Below are 18947 nucleotides of genomic sequence, written 5' to 3' on the forward strand. Positions count from 1 at the left end.
GGAAAATGCACTGAGGATGTTGTCTGTAAAACCAGAAACAACAGAAGATGCTTTTGCTGAAAAAAGGGCGAGACGGAGAAAACCGTTTGCTTTTCCTGTCCTGCTTCTTTTTTCTGTACTCTTTTTGGTGCTTGGGGCAGCACTGGTTTTCCTGCTGTTCTTTCCTTTCAGGTACAGCGACCGGGAAGTGGATGAGTACGTCCACAGCATCTATGGGGACAACTGGAGCCTGAGTGAAAAAACGGCTTCTTTTGACCGGGAGGGGGGAAGTGCACAGTATGTGTATGAGGATCAAAACGGGAATTCCTTTTCTGTTTTTTCTTTCTCCAACCGGATCTTGAAAAATGGCATTCCGACCGGCAGGTACCGTAAAGCGCTGACGGACAATTACTTCAGCACAGTGATCGCAGAACACCTGGATGAACTGAAAAAACTTGGAAAAAAAGCCCGGAAGAAGTCCGGCCCCGTTCTGGAAATAGAAGAGACCGGCCCTGGTCTTGAAATAGATAAGACCGGTTCTGATATGGAAACAGAAAAGACCGGCCCCGGTCTGAAAAATGGAAATGAGGGACAGGGGGAAAAACCGGAAAACCTGGAAAACGTGTACGGGAAACAGTATATCTTCCGGCTGTATCTGGAGGACAGGGATTCATTCGCAAAAGCCGCAGAACTCCTGGAGAAAATGGATAAACTGCTGGGCTTCTCCTGCAGAGAGGCGGAAGTGACTTACGCCCGGCTGCGCCCGTCCACCCCCTTTGTCCAGATCTATCTGAAGCCGGACAAGACCAGAGTAGAGGAGGCGGCTGATGCCATTTCCTCGGCTGCCGGATCCATGCAGACCGGTGACCCTTCTGTAAAGGGGCAGGACCTGGTGCAGGAGGATGAATGGAAAAGCAGTACCGGGAGGTCTTCCTATGAGATCAGCAGAATCTCTTTTTCTGACGGCTCCCTTCCGCCCCTGTCTGCAGACCGCCTGCTTGTGCGGCTGGAGAACGATTTTGTAGACGCTGCCAAGACCTTTGGAAGATCCTATTATTACATTTCTGAAAAACTCTGGAATAAATATCCCTCCCCCGTTCTGACGCTGGTCAATGCGGGAGGGAATGACCTCAGGGAAGAGGAAGAGGCTGCCGTGGCAGCCGGACCGGCGGAGCTGGCTTCTGCTGTCCCGGAAGAGAACCTGTCCGGACCTGTTCCGGAAAACTCTGAAGCCTCTGAAGCTGGACTGGAAGAAAATGGTCTGGAAGAGACTGATTCGGAAGAGACTGATTCGGAAGAGACTGGATCAGAGGAGGCTGCTTCTGAAGAAAGATCCCGGGACGACACCAGCAGTGCCGGAAACACCGCTGACACTCCTGCCGGCGATTCGGTTGCAGGTACAGACAAAGCCAGGAAACAGTTTACCTACCAGCTTTACTACCACCGCAGGACGGGGACCTACTGGATGACCGGACTTGATCCTTTTGAAGATTATGAAGGAAATCCCTTCGGAGAATATCCCCGCAGGGGCGCCTTTGCACAGCTTGTCCGATACCTGGGCGGGACTTCTTATGCCGACCGGCACGGAGGCAGCTGGAAGATTGGTTCCTCGACCTGGAACGCTTCCGTGAAGACCATCAGAACGGCTGGATCCCCCTATACCTATAGCGGGATCCGGATGACCCGCAACGGCAATACCACCTATCTGGACCAGGTACCTGAAGCATTTGAAGGGACCGGAGCCACTGCTGCCGGGAGACCCTTCAGCATTCACGATCTGATCCGGATGCTGGGAGTGAGGATCACTATCAACCAGCGGGAGATGACTGCCGTCATGTTTCCGGATGCCGGGGATGCAGAATAAGAGCAGAGGAAAGGCATTTTCCTTATTTCCGGTCCAAATCAGTTAAGTGGCTAAAATCAGTTAAGTGGCTGAAATCGGTTAAGCAGTAATAAAAATCAGTCACCCATTGTAAATCAGTTATCCGTTGTAAATCAGAAATACTCCCTTTCCGGGCAGCGCAGGAGCCGCATTCATTCTCCTGTCTGCCCGAAAGGGAGCATTGTTTGTGTGCGCCGGGCGGCGAACGTTTCTAGCGGGTGAAAGTCCCGAATCCGCCCGGTAGCGGGAAGGATATTTAAAATTCATTGCTCAAAAAACATTTCTATCTTTTGTTTTTCTGCCGCAAACTGGCCCATCTGGGGCTCAAGTTCCTCCATCTGTGCACGGAGTTTCTGTGCCTTTGCGGTATTTCCTGCCTTTTCCCAGGCATTTGCCAGGAAGGCTTTTTCAAAATATCTTCCAACAGCATAGTAATCCAAAACATTTTTTACCTGCGGATTGTTTTCATTGCCCAGTCCGTTCTCATACCACCGCTCGGCCAGGGAAGCATATTCTCCGTCTGACAGACGATAATACAGGTACTGCTCCTGATCGTAGGAAACGCTTTCGACATCTCTCAGGATATGAATGGAAATGATGATTGAGAAAGCCAGGACGATGCTGAGGAAAACGATCAGAAAATTCAGAATGGAAAATGGCTTCTTGCCGGATCTGCGGCTGTTGTTCTTATTGTTCATTTCTTTCTCCAGTGTGAAAGGGCACTGCCTCGCGACTTTGAAGCTGCAGCTAAATCAGTTCCAAAGAATGCATATTTCCTTATGAGACTTCATTGGGAAACCCTTATTAGGAAACCCTTATTGGGAAACCTTTATTGGAAACCCTTATTGGGAAACCTTTATTGGGAAACCTTTATTGGAAACCTTTATTGGGAAACCTTTATTGGGAAACCTTTATCAGGGCGTCTGCTGTTCCTCGTATTGCGCAAGACCTCTCTCGACCAGGAGCGCCCGGTTCCCCCTGGACAGTTCCGGCATGCTCCGGGCTTCCTCAGAGGTCATACCCAGATAGGCGATCAGCAGGGCCTCCATGGACTCCTTCATATTGGCGATGTGCCGCTGTGTCCACTCCGATTCATAGTCCTCGTAATAGGAATAGTTGTCAGGATCCAGGGACTCATAAAAGGACTGGATGTATTCCGACGTATATTTTGTGATATGTGCTATGTTCGAATAACGGCGGGGATTGACCAGCTGCATGATCTGCTGGGCAGCATACCGGTAGGATTGTGAGACCCTGTAGAGGGGATAGTAGCGGGCATAGTTTTTATTATATGAACCCAGCCGCATTTTGTAATAATACGAAGAAAACCCGATGTAGTCCTCCTCGTCCAGATAACGGTCCGCCTCCTGCAGCAGCTGTTCAGTATTTTTGGAGAGACGGTGCTCCTCCAGGATGCTGTTCAGCATAAAGCTGTTTGCCTGGATAAAAATATTCGCGGCGATCGCGAGGAGCAGAAAAGCGATCGCGGCGATCCGCACTGCCCGCCTTGATTCCCGGCCTGCCCTCTGCGTTACATCCTGTTTGGTCTGATGGAAATCAGCCTGATACTTCTGCATATCCATGGCGTGCTGACGGGCCTGAGTATTCGCTGTCCCGCAGTAGGGGCAGTAGAGATCCTCCAGCCGGATCTCTCCTCCGCAGTTTTTACATTTCATGATTTTTACCTGTTATTCGTTTATTCCTGATGTGGTCCTTTCTCCGTGTCCTGGCAGATTTCCGGGTGATTCCGGACATATTCTTCGCAGTCCCCGTAGGATGGATAACCATTGCTTTCCCTGAGTTTCCTGTCAAAAAACTGAAGGTCTTCCTCTGTCATGAGAAATATTTCGGTCAGATCATTTTCGTAAGGGGCCAGCAGCCCGTGCAGGCGCTGCCGGTCCTGGGAAGGGAGCTCCTTCCTGTGATCAAGGCCCCGGAACTTCAGCTCGTCGTGCAGGAGCTGTACAGCATCATGTTCTCCAAACAGGCCTTTTTTGCGGCTCTCGAGAAAAAGATCAGCATAGATCGTGCTTTCATAGAGTTCGCAAAAGGTTCTGTGTTCCCATTGGTAGAGGTCATGCCCTTCGTCTTCATAAGCGCGGACCTTTTCCAGAAGAGTCTTATAGTCCTCTGTTTCGTAGAGCCGGTTCAGCTCCGGATACACCTCCTGCTGCCATGTGTATTCCTGTCTGTTTCTGGTGTTCTCACGCTGCTGATGCCAGTGAACAATGCCCATCACGATCACGGCAAATACCAGGATCACGCCCAGGATCCGCATGACCCGGGAGGAGACCCTTTTGATCTCCCGGCTCGATGCCTCCGCGCCTGCCTCTCCGACCTGATCCAGGTCAGCCCGCACCTGTTCCAGCTTTCTCATATATTCCCGTTCCGCTTCCGGTTCATAGGAAGAGCCGCAGTAAGGACACCGGGCCTGGCCGGGAGGAATTATGGATCCGCACTGCCTGCAGATGATCTGTTTGTTTTCCATAAATGCTTCCCCTGATGATCGCTGTGTCTGACAACATACCCCTGCTTTACTGCACCCGCTTGAAAACCGGGATATTTAACTGCCGCAGCAATAAGATACCTGCCACAGCCCTGAAAGGCAATAAAAGAACTGGGGCAGCTCTTATTATAACACGATGTTACTGAACTCAGGAACCTCGAATATACTGTATCCATGACGGCTGCCATAACGGTGTACACAGAAGGTTACGGCCTGCCTGAAGGGAGACAGGGGATGATCTGAACTTTAACCACGGAAGTCGTGGACGCGGAAGGCCACGGAAACCACGGAAGACCACAGAAATATCCCCTTGTATTGCTATCTGTTCATCTGTTATTATTCTTTTCTGTTGCCAGTAAGGGCATATAATGATACTCTGTCTGCTGTATGAAGAAAGGCATGCAATGGCATGCCGGACAAAAATAGAAGGACGGTGTGACATGGATAGATGGATGAAAAAGAATTATGATTTTAAAAGCAGGAGAGGGATTCTGCGGTGGTTTTTGACCTGCCTGACCCTGTTCTGGATGGTCTTTATTTTTATGATGTCCTCTGCAGGGAAGGACGAGAGCAATTCCCAGAGCGGGGCAGTCTGCGAATTTATCTGTGAGCACTTCGTGGAGGGCTACGAAGAAATGGCTCCCGAAGAACAGATCCAGATGCAGCAAAAGATTAGTTTTCCCGTTAGAAAGTGCGCTCACCTGTCAGAATATGCCGTTCTGGGGGCGCTTATGACACTCACTGCGGCTTCCTGGCGCTGGGAAGATGAGGAGACCATGCGGACTGGAGAGACGCCAGGAGGGACCGTGCGTATCCTGCCGGTCCTGGCCGCAGGCTTTCTGTACGCCGTATCAGATGAGATCCATCAGATCTTCGTTCCGGGCCGTTCAGGAGAGCCCAGAGATGTCCTGATCGATACATCCGGCGTTCTGATCGGGATATGCCTTGTCCGCTTTCATTTTTCTTTACGCGAACGGAGAAAACGCAAACATCCCCGAACGCTTCCTGAAGTATAAGCAGTATAAGCTTTTTTCCATACGGGAACAGAGAAAACGGCGATCGGGACCTGCAGAGACGGATCATTTATTGCTATTACCAGCTTTTATCAGTATTTAACAGTTTTTTACCTGATTCTTACCAGATTCCCATTTTAGAGGAAGCAGCCAGGAGGAGGCATAAATTATGAGCAGGATGACATTAAAAATGGTGCTGTTTGATCTGGACGGGACGCTGCTTCCCATGGTCATGGACGAGTTTACAGGCGGATATTTCAAAATGCTGGCCAAAAAGCTGAATCCTTATGGTTATGAACACCAGTCGCTGGTAAAGGCGATCTGGCACGGTACAGCTGCCATGGTACGAAACGATGGAAGCTGCAGGAACGAGGATGCTTTCTGGAAGGACTTTTCGGCGACCTATGGAGAGCAGGCTCTGAAGGATAAGCCTCTGTTTGACGATTTCTATGCCAACGAGTTCCAGGATGCAAAACAGTTCTGCGGCTGCAATCCAAAAGCCGCAGAGACAGTCGGCTGGATCCGCGATCAGGGACTGCGGATCGCCCTGGCTACAAACCCTCTGTTTCCACGTATCGCTACGGAGACCCGGATCCGGTGGACAGGCCTTGAGCCGGAGGATTTTGAGTTTTTCACGACTTATGAGAATATCTGCTGGTGCAAGCCGAACCTGGATTATTACCGGGAAGTGCTCCGCAGAGCCGGCCTGAAGGGCGAGGACTGCCTTATGGTCGGCAATGATGTGGGCGAGGATATGATCGCCGCATCCCTGGGGATGAAAGTGTTCCTGCTCACGGACTGCCTGATCAATAAGGCGGGAGAGGATATCAACAGGTATCCGCATGGCGGCTTTGATGAATTGAGAAGATATGTTGAGACCCTTATCGAAGGCGGGCAGGAGGAATGAAACAGGAGTATAAGGTAAAAACTAAGGGTATAAGGCAAAAACTTAAATAAGTGAAATGATCCGGTAAGGGATGAATAATCAACACCCCATACAGGATCATTATTGTTTTAAATATTAATGTTTTAAAAAAAGAAAAATGCAGCTAACAGGACTTGAACCTGCACGGGGATGCCCAACAGAACCTAAATCTGCCGCGTCTGCCAATTCCGCCATAGCTGCATAATAAAACAAGTATTAAGTTGTCCGTGCATGGAGATGGTGAGCAAGGCTCACAGCGTCTGTCCCCATTTTTGTCCGTGCATGGCTCTGATCCACGCAATTCGCCATGCCCAAAAGCCTCGCGACCGCGCGGCGTTCGCTCGCTGTCGCGGCATTCGCCGTATACGTCCAAAAATGTGTCCATCCGCTTGTGAGCAAGGCTCACACCGTCTGGCCTCATTTTTGTCCGTGCATGGCTTTGATCCACGCAATTTCGCCATGCCGACAGGCTCGCGACCGCGCGGCGTTCGCTCGCTGTCGCGGCATTCGCCGTATACGTCCAAAAATGTGTCCATCCGCTTGTGAGCAAGGCTCACAGCGTCTGTCCCCATTTTTGTCCGTGCATGGCTCATTGCTTACACGCAAAATGCGACGACGCAAAGATTTGTGCCGCCGCAGAAAAAAGGAAAAAGAAAATAAGAAAAAAGTGAGACATGGGGGACTCGAACCCCCGACAACTTGATTAAAAGTCAAGTGCTCTACCATCTGAGCTAATGTCCCAGGAAACTGGGCTAGTTGGAATCGAACCAACGATACAGCAGTCAAAGTGCTGTGCCTTAACCGCTTGGCGATAGCCCATCAGTTTGACCGCCCACAAAGGCTGTATGATAAAGAAAAAAGGGTGGGTAGTGGGACTCGAACCCACGCTCTCCAGAACCACAATCTGGCGCGTTAACCAACTACGCCATACCCACCATATTCTTCTGCGGGAGAAGAGGATCTCTTTCTCCTTCGTATGCCCGGGGGGACTCGAACCCCCGACACCCGGCTTAGAAGGCCGGTGCTCTATCCAACTGAGCTACGGACACATAAGCCGTTCGCAATCGCTCCTGCTGAAAACGCAATACCCATTGCGAAAGCGGGTGATGGGAATCGAACCCACATATCTAGCTTGGAAGGCTAGTGTTCTACCACTGAACTACACCCGCACAAATGAATTACTATGAAATTGAATTGCAACCGGAGAATCACGATCGGGGTGACAGGATTCGAACCTGCGGCCTCCTGGTCCCAAACCAGGCGCTCTAGCCAAACTGAGCCACACCCCGGAAGAGACCGTTGTCTCACATGCAAGAGCTATTATATCTGACTATGGCGATTCTGTCAATGACAAAAATTCGATATATTCTTACCGTAATAGCGAATATATTCGGAATACATTCAGAAGCAAAAATGTCTGTTTTTACGGTGGTCAGGTATTGATTTCACCTTCGTACAGCCCCAGGAGTGCCATCATCTTCCGCAGGGCCTGTCCTCTGTGGCTGATCCTGTTTTTTTCTTCCGGTGCTATCTCCGCGCTGGTTTTGCCGTATTGGGGGAGATAGAAGAAGGGGTCGTAACCAAAGCCGTTCTCACCGGCGATGGAGTGGCCGATCCTGCCCTCCATGGCACCGCGCACGACTTTTGAACCGCCATCAGGAAGGACGGCGGCGACAGCGGCGACAAATCTCGCTGTGCGCTTTTCCTCGGGGACGTCTTTCATCAGGTCGAGGATGTGCTCCATGCGCAGCCTGTAGTCGGTGTCATACCCCATATAGCGGGCGGAATGAACTCCGGGAGCTCCGTCCAGAGCATCGATCACCAGGCCGGAATCATCGCTCATCACGATGCGGACAGTGCCTTCAGGGGCGGGGCGGGAGAGCAGCAGGTCATAGACTGCACGGGCTTTGATCAGGGCATTTTCTTCGAAGGTCTGTCCGGTTTCGTCGGGATCAGCCTCCACACCGGCTTCTTTCATGGAGAGAACTTCAATCTCCGGCACAGCTTCCCCGGCTTCAGCCTGAGAACCCGGAACCGGGCGGCTTTTGTTTTCCTCTACGATAGCTTTGATCTCACGGATCTTTCCCTGATTGCCTGTGGCGAAAATGATCTGGTACTTTTCTGATGACATAGCTGTGCTTCCTTCCATAAAGGGGATTCTCATGAAGACATTTTATAAAGGCTTTTTAAAAAGACATTTTATAAAGGCTTTTTAAAAAGGCATTCTCATAAAGGCATCCCACTGCCGGGGACCGATCCGGCAGTGGGATACGCTGTCAGGTATCCTGTCAGATGGATTTTGCCGGAGACCGGCGTCTGGGCGGGCGCGGGCCCGGGAACTGGTAATAATAGGTCTTGAGCATGCCGTTGTAGATCTTCCTGTTTCTGGCGGCTTTTCTGCCGATGGCTTCCTCGCATTTGTCGTAGGAAGTGATCACATACATGGACCAGGTATCCAGAGCGCGGAAGCGCTCTCCCAGGGTCTCATACAGGTCATGGAGCGCGGAGGTGTTGACGCGGGCTCTTGCCTCATCAGTCAGGTCTGTCTCGGTCAGGGCCTCTGAACCGGGAGAGAGACGTTCGCCATAGGGCGGGTTGGTAATGATGAAGCCGTACTTTTTCGGGTGGGAGAGGGCGGAGATCGGACGTGTCTGGAAGTGGATCAGTTTTTCCACTCCGGCAAGGCGGGCGTTCTCCCTGGCCGCCGAAATAGCGGCGGGGTTGATGTCATAGCCCTGCAGGTCAGTTTCCACGGAGAGGTCGATCATGTCGCGCGCTTCCTCGCGGGCGTCCGCCCAGCATGCGGAGGGGATGATCTCTGTCCAGTCTTCCGCGATAAAGTGGCGGAAGAGGCCGGGGGCGATATTTGCGGACATCAGGGCGGCTTCGATCAGGAAGGTTCCGCTCCCGCAGAAAGGGTCCACCAGGACCCGGCCTGCCTGCCAGGGGGTCAGCATGATGAGACCGGCTGCGAGGTTCTCAGCGATCGGCGCCTTGACCTTCATCCGGCGGTAACCGCGCTTGTGCAGGGAATCCCCTGAGGTGTCGAGGGCGACCGTGACTTCGTCTTTATAAATAAACACACGGACCGGATAATCGGAACCGGTCTCAGGGAAATGATCGATCGGATACTTTTGCTTCATGCGCTCGACCATCGCTTTTTTCATCACGGACTGGATATCGGAAGGGGAGAACACCCGGCTCTTTACGCTGGCCGCTTTTTTGATCCAGAAACGGGATTCCCGGGGCAGAAACTGCTCCCACGGCAATGACATCGTGCCCTGGAAAAGCTCCTCGAAGTTTGTCGCCGTAAAGGACCCGACCTTCAGAAGAATGCGTTCTGCTGTACGCAGACAAATGTTGGCCCTTGCGATCGCCTCTTCATCGCCGATAAAGGTGACTCTTCCGTCCGTGACTTCTGTGATATCGTACCCTATCTCGTAGATTTCATTTTTGACAACGCTCTCCATTCCGAAATGGCAGGGCGCGATCAGCTCAAACTGGCGCATAGACCCAATCCTTCCCGGGCTTCTGACAGATCTCTGTGGGCAGAGGCCTCTCACGTGGTAACAGGAAACTGTTCATGAATTATGTGTATATAACCCCTAATGATGATTTTATCTCAAAAAAAACAAGTTGTAAAACATTTCCTTGCTTTATTCAAATATTGTCTGTTATAAAAGAACAATACCTGAAATAAAAAAACAAAGGTACTGAAAAAAGGTGCTGAAACGGCGAGGGTACTGAAAAAACAAATGTACTGAAACGACAAAGGTGCTGGAATAAAAGTATTGAAAAAACAAAGGCACTGAAAAAGGTACTGAAAAGGTGCTGAAAACAAAACAAATACAAAACCAGGGGCTGTGAGAGCCGGGAGCAGATGAGAATATTCAGCTCCCTGTTTTCACAGCCCCTGCGGGTATTCATTGCGTTTGTTCGAGACGGCAATGGCAGATCATGGCAGATTATGTCAGATCCTGTCAGATCATGGCAGTCTTTTTCCCGGTGCGGCTCCGGCTGTGTCAGGATTTTGACTTGGCAGCAGCGAAACTGGCAGTGCGGTATACGCACGGAGTATTCAGGCCGGGAGACCGGGGAATGACCATTGTGACCATTGACCTGTCAGCTATATTACACGATGCCCTGTGCCTCCATGGCGGTCAGGATCTTCTCGAAGCCGGCGATATTGGCGCCTGCGACATAGTTGCCTTCCATGTCGTACTTCTTGGCAGCCGCGGCGATATTGTGATAGATGTTGACCATGATGCCCTGAAGCTTGGCGTCGACCTCATCGAAGGACCAGGACAGGCGCTCGGAGTTCTGGCTCATCTCGAGTGCGGAGGTGGCGACACCGCCGGCATTGGAAGCCTTGCCGGGAACGAAGAGGACGCCGTTCTCCTGCAGGTACTGGGTCGCCTCCAGAGTGGTGGGCATGTTTGCGCCTTCGCAGACAGCATAGACGCCGTTTGCGACCAGGGCCTTTGCGTCGTCGAGGTTGAGCTCGTTCTGGGTCGCGCAGGGAAGGGCCACATCGACCTTGATGGACCATACGCCTTTGCCCTCGTGATATTCCGCGCTGGGCTTGGCGGCCTTGTACTCGGTCAGGCGGGCGCGGCGGACTTCCTTGACTTCCTTGAGCAGAGCGACGTCGATGCCGTCGGGATCATAGATCCAGCCTGTGGAATCGGAGCAGGTGACGACCTTTGCGCCGAGCTGCTGTGCCTTCTGGATCGCGTAGGTTGCGACATTGCCGGCACCGGAGACGGAAACGGTCTTGCCTTCCAGGCTGGTGCCGTGATCCTTCAGAAGCTCCTGGGTCAGGTAGACGAGGCCGTAGCCGGTCGCCTCTGTCCTTGCGAGAGATCCGCCGTAGGTGAGACCCTTGCCGGTCAGGACGCCCTCATAGAGCTGTGTGATCCTCTTGTACTGCCCGTACAGGAAACCGATCTCGCGGCCGCCTACGCCGATATCGCCGGCGGGAACATCAGTGTCAGCGCCGATGTGCCTGTAGAGCTCTGTCATGAAGCTCTGGCAGAAGGCCATGACCTCGCGGTCGGATTTGCCCTTGGGATCAAAATCAGAGCCGCCCTTGCCGCCGCCGATAGGAAGACCCGTCAGAGAGTTTTTGAAGATCTGTTCAAAGCCGAGGAATTTGATAATGCCCAGGTTGACGGAAGGGTGGAAGCGGAGACCGCCCTTGTAGGGGCCGATTGCGCTGTTGAACTGTACGCGGAAGCCGTTGTTGACCTGAACCTGTCCCTTGTCATCTACCCAGGGAACGCGGAACATGATGATCCTCTCAGGTGTGGTCAGGCGCTCCAGCAGAGCCTCTTTGCGGAAATGCTCTTCATTGGCTTCGATCACAACACGGAGAGATTCGAGGACTTCCTTAACGGCCTGGTGGAATTCGGGCTGAGCAGGGTTCTTCGCAATTACCTTCTCGAGAATTTCATCAACATAAGACATAAGATACCTCCTTTTTTGCTCTCTGCCGACCCGTATGAGGAGCCGCCTGCAGTCAGGTCGATCCCATACAAATGCATACAATCGGTACTAAAATGCATTATTGTATACAATCGGCGATGTAAAAAGACGTAAAATCCAGTCCGGATCCTCGCTGCGATCCTGAAACGAGATTGGATTTTATCAAAAAAACAATTACAGTATGCATTATAATGCGTGTTTTAGCATACGACAAGATAAAATTATAAAAAAATACCGAAAAAATGAATATTGGGATAAAAGAATAACGGCATAATTGTATACGATGATACAATTATGCCGTTATCAATTCCAATTTCCACTGCTTACTTTCCACTGCTTTTTTGCTGCCTGAAAGGAAACTCAGGTTTACAGCAGCTGTATGCCTGCATCGAGGAGAGCCTTCTCTGTTTCTTCAGGCCAGAGGGAGGACTGGACTTCTCCGATATGGGCCTTGCGCAGGAAGAACATGCATATGCGGGACTGACCGATTCCGCCGCCGATCGTGAAGGGCAGTTCGTCGTTGAGGATCGCCTTCTGGAAGGGAAGGTTTGCCCGGTCTTCACAGTTGGCCTTTTTCAGCTGGTCTGCAAGAGACTTCGCGTCGACACGGATACCCATGGAAGAGAGCTCGAGAGCGATATCCAGGACAGGGTAATATACGAGGATATCCGCATTGAGCTGCCAGTCGTCGTAGTCCGGAGCCCGGCCGTCATGGGGCTCTCCGCCTTTGAGCTTGTCCCCGATCTGCATGAGGCAGACGGCACCTTTGGCACGGGTGATGATATACTCGCGTTCCTTCGGGGTCTTGTCAGGGAACCGGGCTTCCAGATCGGCGGTCGTGATGAAATAGATCTCCCTGGGGAGGGTTTCTTCAATATATTCATACCGGATGGACATGTAGCGCTCTGTCATGCGAAGGGCGCGGTAGACAGCGCGGACGGTCTCTTTGAGGGTGTTCAGATTTCTGTCTTCTTTGCGGATGATCTTCTCCCAGTCCCACTGGTCTACGTAGATCGAATGGATGTTGTCCGTCTCTTCATCCCGGCGGATCGCGCTCATATCCGTGTACAGGCCTTCGCCCACACGGAAGCCGTATTTCTTCAGGGCATAGCGCTTCCACTTTGCGAGGGACTGCACGACTTCCCCTATGCGTCCGTCCTGCTCGAGAATATCAAAATTGACGGGACGCTCCACACCGTTGAGGTTGTCGTTGAGACCCGTGGCGGGATCGACAAACAGAGGGGCGGAGACACGCAGGAGATTAAGACCCTCTGCGAGCATCCCCTGGAAAAAATCCTTGACGGTTTTGATGCCGACCTGTGTATCGTGGAGATTCAGCGCAGACTCGTAACCTTCCGGTATCATAGGGTTTTTCATTATATTTTCCTCCTGAAAAGCTGCAGGGAGGAGAAGGGTATTCGGCCCTGGTCTTCCCGTTGACGGTACATGTTCGGGTCATAGCCCCGGTGGGAAGGGAACAGGTTATAAGCTTCCTGCCGGAAGTGTCCCCGGGGATGACCGGCCGGATCGAACCGGCCGCAATGAACAATGAATATAGTAAACAACATTCCAAAGAAAAATGCAAGCTTTGTATACAATGATACAAATAAATATTAAGCCGTGTGGAATGAGTGTTCCAGTTACAGTACAGACCGGCTTGAAACTCGAGGTGTTTTTCACGGCTTTTTCGCGAAAAACCAGAGTCCAACGGCGCGAACACACTCGCAGAGTGTGTTGCGCACAGCGAAGCATATGACAAAGCTCCGCATTGTTGAATCACCGCGCGCAAGCGTTACATGTCCACGCCCTTCGAGGGGCGTGGAGTAACTTGTTTCCGGCTGCTTCCTGGCCGTATTACGAAAATGATAGACAGAAAAAAGCAACCTTTGGTAAAATGAGCAGGAGTATGCATCGGGTTGTGAATACAGGAACTACTGGATTCATACAGACCTATAAAGCTGTCAACGGGGTACTGGTTTCACGGTCACATACCGGCGGGCAAGTGACGGGAAATGTCAGATGGTCTGCCGGAAGGGGCAGGACGCAGGGGAGCGATGCCATGGGAGATAGACAAAAGGTCCTGCGAATATCGGTGCGCAGACTTGTCGAGTTTTTGCTGAGAAGCGGTTCCCTTGAGTCAAGGTCGGGGCCTTCCGGAGAAGCGGCAATGCGCGAAGGGGCCAGGATCCATCGGCAGATCCAGAAAAAAGGGGGAGAGGGTTATCGGGCGGAAGTGCCGCTGAAACTGGAGATCCCTCTGAACGAGGACGGTCTGCCTGTCCTTCCTGTCTGTACAGAGACCGCGCTGGAAAGTGAACTGAATGTGTCAGGAAATGACAGAATTGCCCCGGCATGTGGTATGACCGCAACTGACAGTGACAGCTCTTCGCCGGAAAGTGATCAGACGCCGGTCTGTCCTGCCCCTGTTTCGGGGCAAAGTCCCGGGAATGGCGCTTACGGCCATGACAGCCCCCGGACCTGTGCCGGAAACAGAGACCAGGTGCCTTCTTCTGATCTTTTCCTGTGTCTGGAGGGAAGGGCGGACGGGATCTTTAAAAAAGATTCCTCTGATATTTTTGTGGTCGACGAGATCAAGACTGTTTCCCGGGGGCTGCAGGAAATGCGGGAGCCGGAGGAGGTCCATCTGGCCCAGGCGAGGTGCTACGCCTATATGTATGCGGCGAAGGAAGGCCTGGACAGGATCGGTATCCGCATGACTTATTGCGGACAGGTCACCGGAGAGATCCGCTTTTTTTATGAAGAGCAGTCTTTTGAAGAACTCAGCCTGTGGTTTTTCTCCCTGATCAGGGATTACGGTCCCTGGATAAAAAGGAGACTGTCTTTTGAGGAGTCGGCCATCAGAACGATCAGGGCTGTGAAATTCCCTTTTCCTTATCGGGAGGGGCAGTTTGACCTTGCGGCGGGAGTCTACAGGACGATCGTCCATGGCAGAAAGCTTTTTCTGCAGGCTCCGACAGGGACCGGGAAAACGCTTGCTGTCCTTTTTCCTGCCCTGAAGGCAGTGGGAGAGGGGAAGGCGGAGAAGATTTTTTATCTCACCGCCAAGAATGTGACCGGCAGGGTGGCGCTGGAGAGTCTTCGGCTGCTTTATGAGCGGGGGCTGTGCGTCCGCAGTCTGGAGCTTGTCTCGAAGGAGCGCTCCTGTGTCTGCGATGAGGTGGACTGCAGGTCTTCCAGCTGCCCCAGGGCAGACGGCCACTATGACCGGATCAACGGGGCGCTCAGAGATCTGCTGGACGGTGCGGAGGGCGGAGAACCCATAACGGCGGAGAAGATCGCGGACTGTGCTGAAAAGCACTGTGTATGCCCCTATGAGCTGTCCCTTGACGCAGCGGATTTCTCGGATGTCATTATCTGCGATTATAATTATGTCTTTCACCCCCGGGTCCGTCTCACCCGCTTTTTCGGAGACACGGAAGCAGCCGGGAAAAAGAACGGAACCATCCTCCTGGTCGATGAGGCGCACAACCTGCTGGAGCGGGGAAGGGAGATGTACAGCGCGGAAATCTCCGCCAGAGAGGTAAAACAGTTCAGAAGATCTGTCAGGGACAGGCAGCCACAGCTCTGGAAGACGCTCAAAGACCTGGTCCGGGTCCTGAACGGTATGGAAAAAGAAGCTGCGCTAAAGAGCGCGCCCGGGAAGAGCGCGCCCGGGGCAGGCGGAGAGATCTGTACCTTCCTGCCCGGGGAACTGGATCCCGGCCTTTCGACTGCCCTGCAGCGGGTCCGGGACAGGATCAGGTGGATCCTGGAGCAGGACAGGCGGAGCGAAGTGCTGTATACGTCTTTTATCTCAGGTGCAGGGGAGTACGAAGGGGAGAATAAAAGAGGAAAGGGAAAAACTGAGCCGGACACGGACGGAACAGGGACCGGCAATGCAGAAACAGACGCGGATATAGCGGATATAAATATTACGGGTATAAAAAGAAAGAATAAGAAGGGAAACAATAAGAAAGAAAACAATAAGACAGGAAACAGCAGGGCAGACACCGGCAAAACACCGGAGCTTCTGGAATTCTATTTCGAAATCACGCGCTTCCACGAGGTTCTGGAAATGCTCGATGAGCACTATATCGTTTATTCGGTAAATAAGCCGGCCCGGCGGGAGGGCGGAGGCTTCAATCTGCACCTGTACTGTGCGGACCCTTCCGCCCGTCTGCAGAATTGTGAGGCCGCCTCTGTGTCAACGATCTGTTTTTCCGCCACCTTTCTCCCGATTCAGTACTACAAGGGGCTTCTGGGCGGGACCGGCGATGATTTTGAGATGTATGCCCGGTCTTCCTTTGCTCCGGACCAGCGCGAGGTGGTCATCGTAAAGGATGTGACGAGCCGCTACCGGGACCGGAGGGCGGATAATTATGAGCGCATAGCGCGCGGTATCCGGCAGATCGCGGCCTGCCGGCCGGGAAACTATATGGTTTATTTCCCTTCCTATGCATTTCTGGAAAATGTACAGGAGGCTTTCACGAGGATTTTCGGCATTGCGGCAGGCTCTGCAGAGGGAACAGACGACCTTGAGGAGAGCAGGGAAGGGATCACTCTGTTGACGCAGAAACCGCGGATGGACGATGAGGAGCGGGTTTCTTTTTTGAAAGCCTTTGAAAATCCCCGCAGTGGCTGCTCTCTGATCGGCTTCTGCGTCCTGGGAGGAATGTTCGGGGAAGGGATCGATCTCAGAAACGACCGGCTGATCGGATGTCTCATAGTGGGGACTGGGATCCCGCCTGTTGAGCCCCGGAGGGAGCTTCTGAGAGAGTATTTTTCCTCCCGGGGTAGAAACGGATATGACTATGCCTACCGGTTCCCGGGTATGAACAAGGTCCTGCAGGCAGCCGGCCGTGTGATCAGGACGGCGGAGGATGCGGGCGTGGTGGCCCTTATGGATGAAAGGTTTGCGGAGCGGGAAAACCGTGAGCTGTTCCCGCCGGAGTGGGGAATCCCCCGGGAGGCGGACAGCGGCGGCGCGGCAGTCATCGTCAGTAGTTTCTGGGAAAACCTTTCCCGCGGGATGAAAGAGGGAAAAGTTTTGTAAACTTGTTAAAGACTGAATTATCTGTAAATATTTGGAATTATTTGCGTAATCCTGGAAAATCAGAAAGTTCGAACAGCAGTGAAATTGTGGATAACTCTGTGGATTTTGGGGATAACAATGTGATTTTGAGAAAATATCAAGGTTTTTGAAGTCTGATTGCAAACGGAATATCGACGAAAAGTGGCGGTGCCGTTATTATTGACTGGATTGATTAACAACATTTTTGTAAACTTCAGACCCCTTCGAAAAAGGGGGGAGTAGAGCGGCAGAACAGCACCAGGACTGGTCAAAGGAACGGAACAGAGACAAAGTCAGATAAAGTAACAGAACAGAAACAAGAGCAGGAAAAGGAAAGAGAGGAACAGGATATGTGGGCACAGGAGAGCGTTTTTTATCAGATTTATACCCTGGGATTCTGCGGAGCACCGGTTTTCAATGAAGAGCATTCTGAAGAACAGACAGCTCTGCACAGGATCCGCAAGGTTGAGGAGTGGATCCCTCATTTAAAGAAACTTGGTATCAATGCCGTGTATTTCTGTCCGCTTTTTTCGTCGGATTCCCACGGTTATGATACAAGGGACTACTATAAGCTGGATGAAAGGCTTGGCACTAATGACGATTTCCGCGATGTCTGCAGGGCCCTGCACGATAACGGGATCAGGGTCGTCCTGGACGGTGTGTTCAACCATGTCGGACGTGGATTCAAACAGTTCAGGGATGTTCAGGAAAAGCGGGAACAGTCTCCCTACCGCGACTGGTTCCATATCGATTTTAACGGGAATTCCAATTATAACGACGGTTTCTGGTACGATGGCTGGGAAGGTCATTATGAGCTTGTCCGTCTGAACCTGCGCAATGAGGAAGTGATCGGGCATATCTTCGAGGCAGTCAGGTACTGGGTCGAAAATTTTGAGATCGACGGCCTGAGGCTGGATGTGGCGTATTGCCTGGACAGGGATTTCCTTCGGAGGCTCCGCTCCTTTACGGATTCCCTTAAACCTGATTTCTTCCTGATCGGAGAGATCCTGGGAGGGGATTACAAGACGATCATTGGCGACGGACTGCTGCATTCGGCTACAAACTATGAGTGCTATAAGGGACTTTATTCCAGCTTCAACAGCATGAACATGTTTGAGATCATCCACTCTCTGATCCGGCAGTTCGGTTCGGACCCCTGGACTTTGTACAGGGGGAAGCACCTGCTGTCCTTTGTGGATAATCATGATGTCACCCGGGCGGCGACGATCCTGCAGAATCCGGATCATCTGCCTCTCATGTATGCGCTCTGCTTCGGCATGCCCGGCATCCCCTGCCTCTATTATGGAAGTGAATGGGGAGTGGAAGGAGATAAAAAGGACGGAGATCAGACCCTGCGGCCCTGTTTTGAAAAACCGGAATGGAATGCGTTGACTGATCTGATCAGCAAAATGTGCAGAGCCAAAACAGGATCCGATGCCCTGTGCCACGGGGATTTCAGGAGCGTTCTCCTTACGAACAGGCAGTGCATTTTTGAGAGAAAGACAGAAAAAGAGCGTGTTCTGGTCGCTGTCAATGCGGACGAAGAGGAATATGTCGCACACTTTAATGCCGGCTGCGGGACGGCCGTCGATCTGATCACAGGCAGGATGCATGATTTCGGAGGCGGGAGCCATCTGCCTCCCTGCAGCGCCGCATTCTGGAAGATGGAAAAGTGATCAGTACAACGCATGCTGCCACTGAGCGGCGGCAAACCAGCTTCGTCAAAAATTTTCCCAGGTATTATCAGGTATTTTCCCACGTTTTTCAGTGCAAAAAGCCAGAGGAAGCCTTGCACGGGAGGGGGCGGTCAGGAGGCCTGTAAGCAGACCATTGAATAAAGAGGGATTCGGGCATATAATAAGGATATATTATGAAATATTACAGAAATTATAAAATATTTTAAAATAAGAAGGCAGGCACAGTAAGAAGGCAGGCGCCGGGAAATGTGGATTACGACTGTCAGGGCACTGTTTAGAAGTTATTAAGCAACAGTGCCTGCACCCCTGCTTCACACTTAAAAGTGTGTGGATACAATCCGGCCTGTCAGGGGGTGAGGTCGTTGCGGCAGTACAAAACAGGAGCAATGC

General features: G+C 52.0%; 12 protein-coding genes and 7 tRNA genes. 5 read left to right on the plus strand and 14 right to left on the minus strand.

Annotated features, from left to right (window positions below; genetic code table 11):
* The first annotated feature begins 16 nt into the window (after positions 1–16).
* A complete protein-coding gene (locus tag BLT02_RS04460) occupies positions 17–1843 on the plus strand; it encodes a hypothetical protein (RefSeq protein WP_092991996.1) in 1827 nt (608 codons plus the stop codon).
* Positions 1844–2124: 281 nt separating this feature from the next.
* On the opposite strand, the gene BLT02_RS04465 is transcribed toward BLT02_RS04460, so the two are convergent.
* The 3 genes from BLT02_RS04465 to BLT02_RS04475 all read right to left on the minus strand — a co-directional run bounded on the left by BLT02_RS04465 (position 2125) and on the right by BLT02_RS04475 (position 4349).
* Complete coding sequence (locus BLT02_RS04465; protein WP_092991998.1) at positions 2125–2559, minus strand: hypothetical protein; 435 nt, start codon at positions 2557–2559, stop codon at positions 2125–2127.
* Between the two features lie 216 nt (positions 2560–2775).
* Complete coding sequence (locus BLT02_RS04470) at positions 2776–3537, minus strand: zinc ribbon domain-containing protein (protein WP_092992000.1); 762 nt, start codon at positions 3535–3537, stop codon at positions 2776–2778.
* 20 nt (positions 3538–3557) lie between these two features.
* The gene (locus BLT02_RS04475) at positions 3558–4349 is read right to left on the minus strand and encodes a zinc ribbon domain-containing protein (protein WP_092992002.1); all 792 of its coding nucleotides are present in this window, start codon (positions 4347–4349) and stop codon (positions 3558–3560) included.
* Positions 4350–4807: 458 nt separating this feature from the next.
* On the opposite strand from BLT02_RS04475, the gene BLT02_RS04480 reads away from it, so the two are divergent.
* The gene (locus BLT02_RS04480; protein WP_175453687.1) at positions 4808–5383 is read left to right on the plus strand and encodes a VanZ family protein; all 576 of its coding nucleotides are present in this window, start codon (positions 4808–4810) and stop codon (positions 5381–5383) included.
* A gap of 166 nt (positions 5384–5549) precedes the next feature.
* Positions 5550–6287 carry an HAD family hydrolase gene (locus BLT02_RS04485; RefSeq protein ID WP_092992006.1) on the plus strand — a complete coding sequence of 246 codons (738 nt, stop codon included), beginning with the start codon at positions 5550–5552 and terminating at the stop codon, positions 6285–6287.
* 137 nt (positions 6288–6424) lie between these two features.
* Here the strand turns inward: BLT02_RS04485 and BLT02_RS04490 are convergent.
* The 11 genes from BLT02_RS04490 to asnA all read right to left on the minus strand — a co-directional run bounded on the left by BLT02_RS04490 (position 6425) and on the right by asnA (position 13166).
* A tRNA-Leu gene (locus tag BLT02_RS04490) sits at positions 6425–6506 on the minus strand.
* Between the two features lie 467 nt (positions 6507–6973).
* Positions 6974–7046, minus strand: a tRNA-Lys gene (locus BLT02_RS04495).
* A 6-nt stretch (positions 7047–7052) separates the two neighbouring features.
* Positions 7053–7124: transfer RNA gene (locus BLT02_RS04500), tRNA-Gln, on the minus strand.
* Positions 7125–7166: 42 nt separating this feature from the next.
* Positions 7167–7240 (minus strand) — tRNA-His (locus BLT02_RS04505).
* A 40-nt stretch (positions 7241–7280) separates the two neighbouring features.
* Positions 7281–7354: transfer RNA gene (locus BLT02_RS04510), tRNA-Arg, on the minus strand.
* Between the two features lie 49 nt (positions 7355–7403).
* A tRNA-Gly gene (locus tag BLT02_RS04515) sits at positions 7404–7474 on the minus strand.
* Positions 7475–7519: 45 nt separating this feature from the next.
* Positions 7520–7594, minus strand: a tRNA-Pro gene (locus tag BLT02_RS04520).
* Between the two features lie 143 nt (positions 7595–7737).
* Complete coding sequence (gene rdgB / locus BLT02_RS04525) at positions 7738–8436, minus strand: RdgB/HAM1 family non-canonical purine NTP pyrophosphatase (protein ID WP_092992008.1); 699 nt, start codon at positions 8434–8436, stop codon at positions 7738–7740.
* 157 nt (positions 8437–8593) lie between these two features.
* Positions 8594–9814, minus strand: a complete 1221-nt coding sequence (locus BLT02_RS04530; protein ID WP_092992010.1) for a THUMP domain-containing class I SAM-dependent RNA methyltransferase — start codon at positions 9812–9814, stop codon at positions 8594–8596.
* A gap of 622 nt (positions 9815–10436) precedes the next feature.
* Entirely contained in the window at positions 10437–11771 is a 1335-nt protein-coding gene (gene gdhA / locus BLT02_RS04535) for an NADP-specific glutamate dehydrogenase (protein WP_092992012.1), read from the minus strand.
* Positions 11772–12155: 384 nt separating this feature from the next.
* Positions 12156–13166 (minus strand): aspartate--ammonia ligase, encoded by a 1011-nt coding sequence (gene asnA / locus BLT02_RS04540; RefSeq protein ID WP_092992014.1) that lies wholly within the window; start codon positions 13164–13166, stop codon positions 12156–12158.
* Positions 13167–13848: 682 nt separating this feature from the next.
* Between asnA and BLT02_RS04545 the strand changes: the two genes are divergently transcribed.
* Positions 13849–16842, plus strand: coding sequence for an ATP-dependent DNA helicase (locus BLT02_RS04545; RefSeq protein ID WP_139187412.1), 2994 nt, complete (start codon positions 13849–13851; stop codon positions 16840–16842).
* A gap of 368 nt (positions 16843–17210) precedes the next feature.
* Positions 17211–18536, plus strand: a complete 1326-nt coding sequence (locus tag BLT02_RS04550; RefSeq protein ID WP_092992018.1) for an alpha-amylase family glycosyl hydrolase — start codon at positions 17211–17213, stop codon at positions 18534–18536.
* Positions 18537–18947 lie beyond the last annotated feature (411 nt).

The sequence above is a fragment of the Sarcina sp. DSM 11001 genome (assembly GCF_900101015.1).
In the GTDB taxonomy this organism is placed as follows: domain Bacteria; phylum Bacillota; class Clostridia; order Lachnospirales; family Lachnospiraceae; genus CAG-791.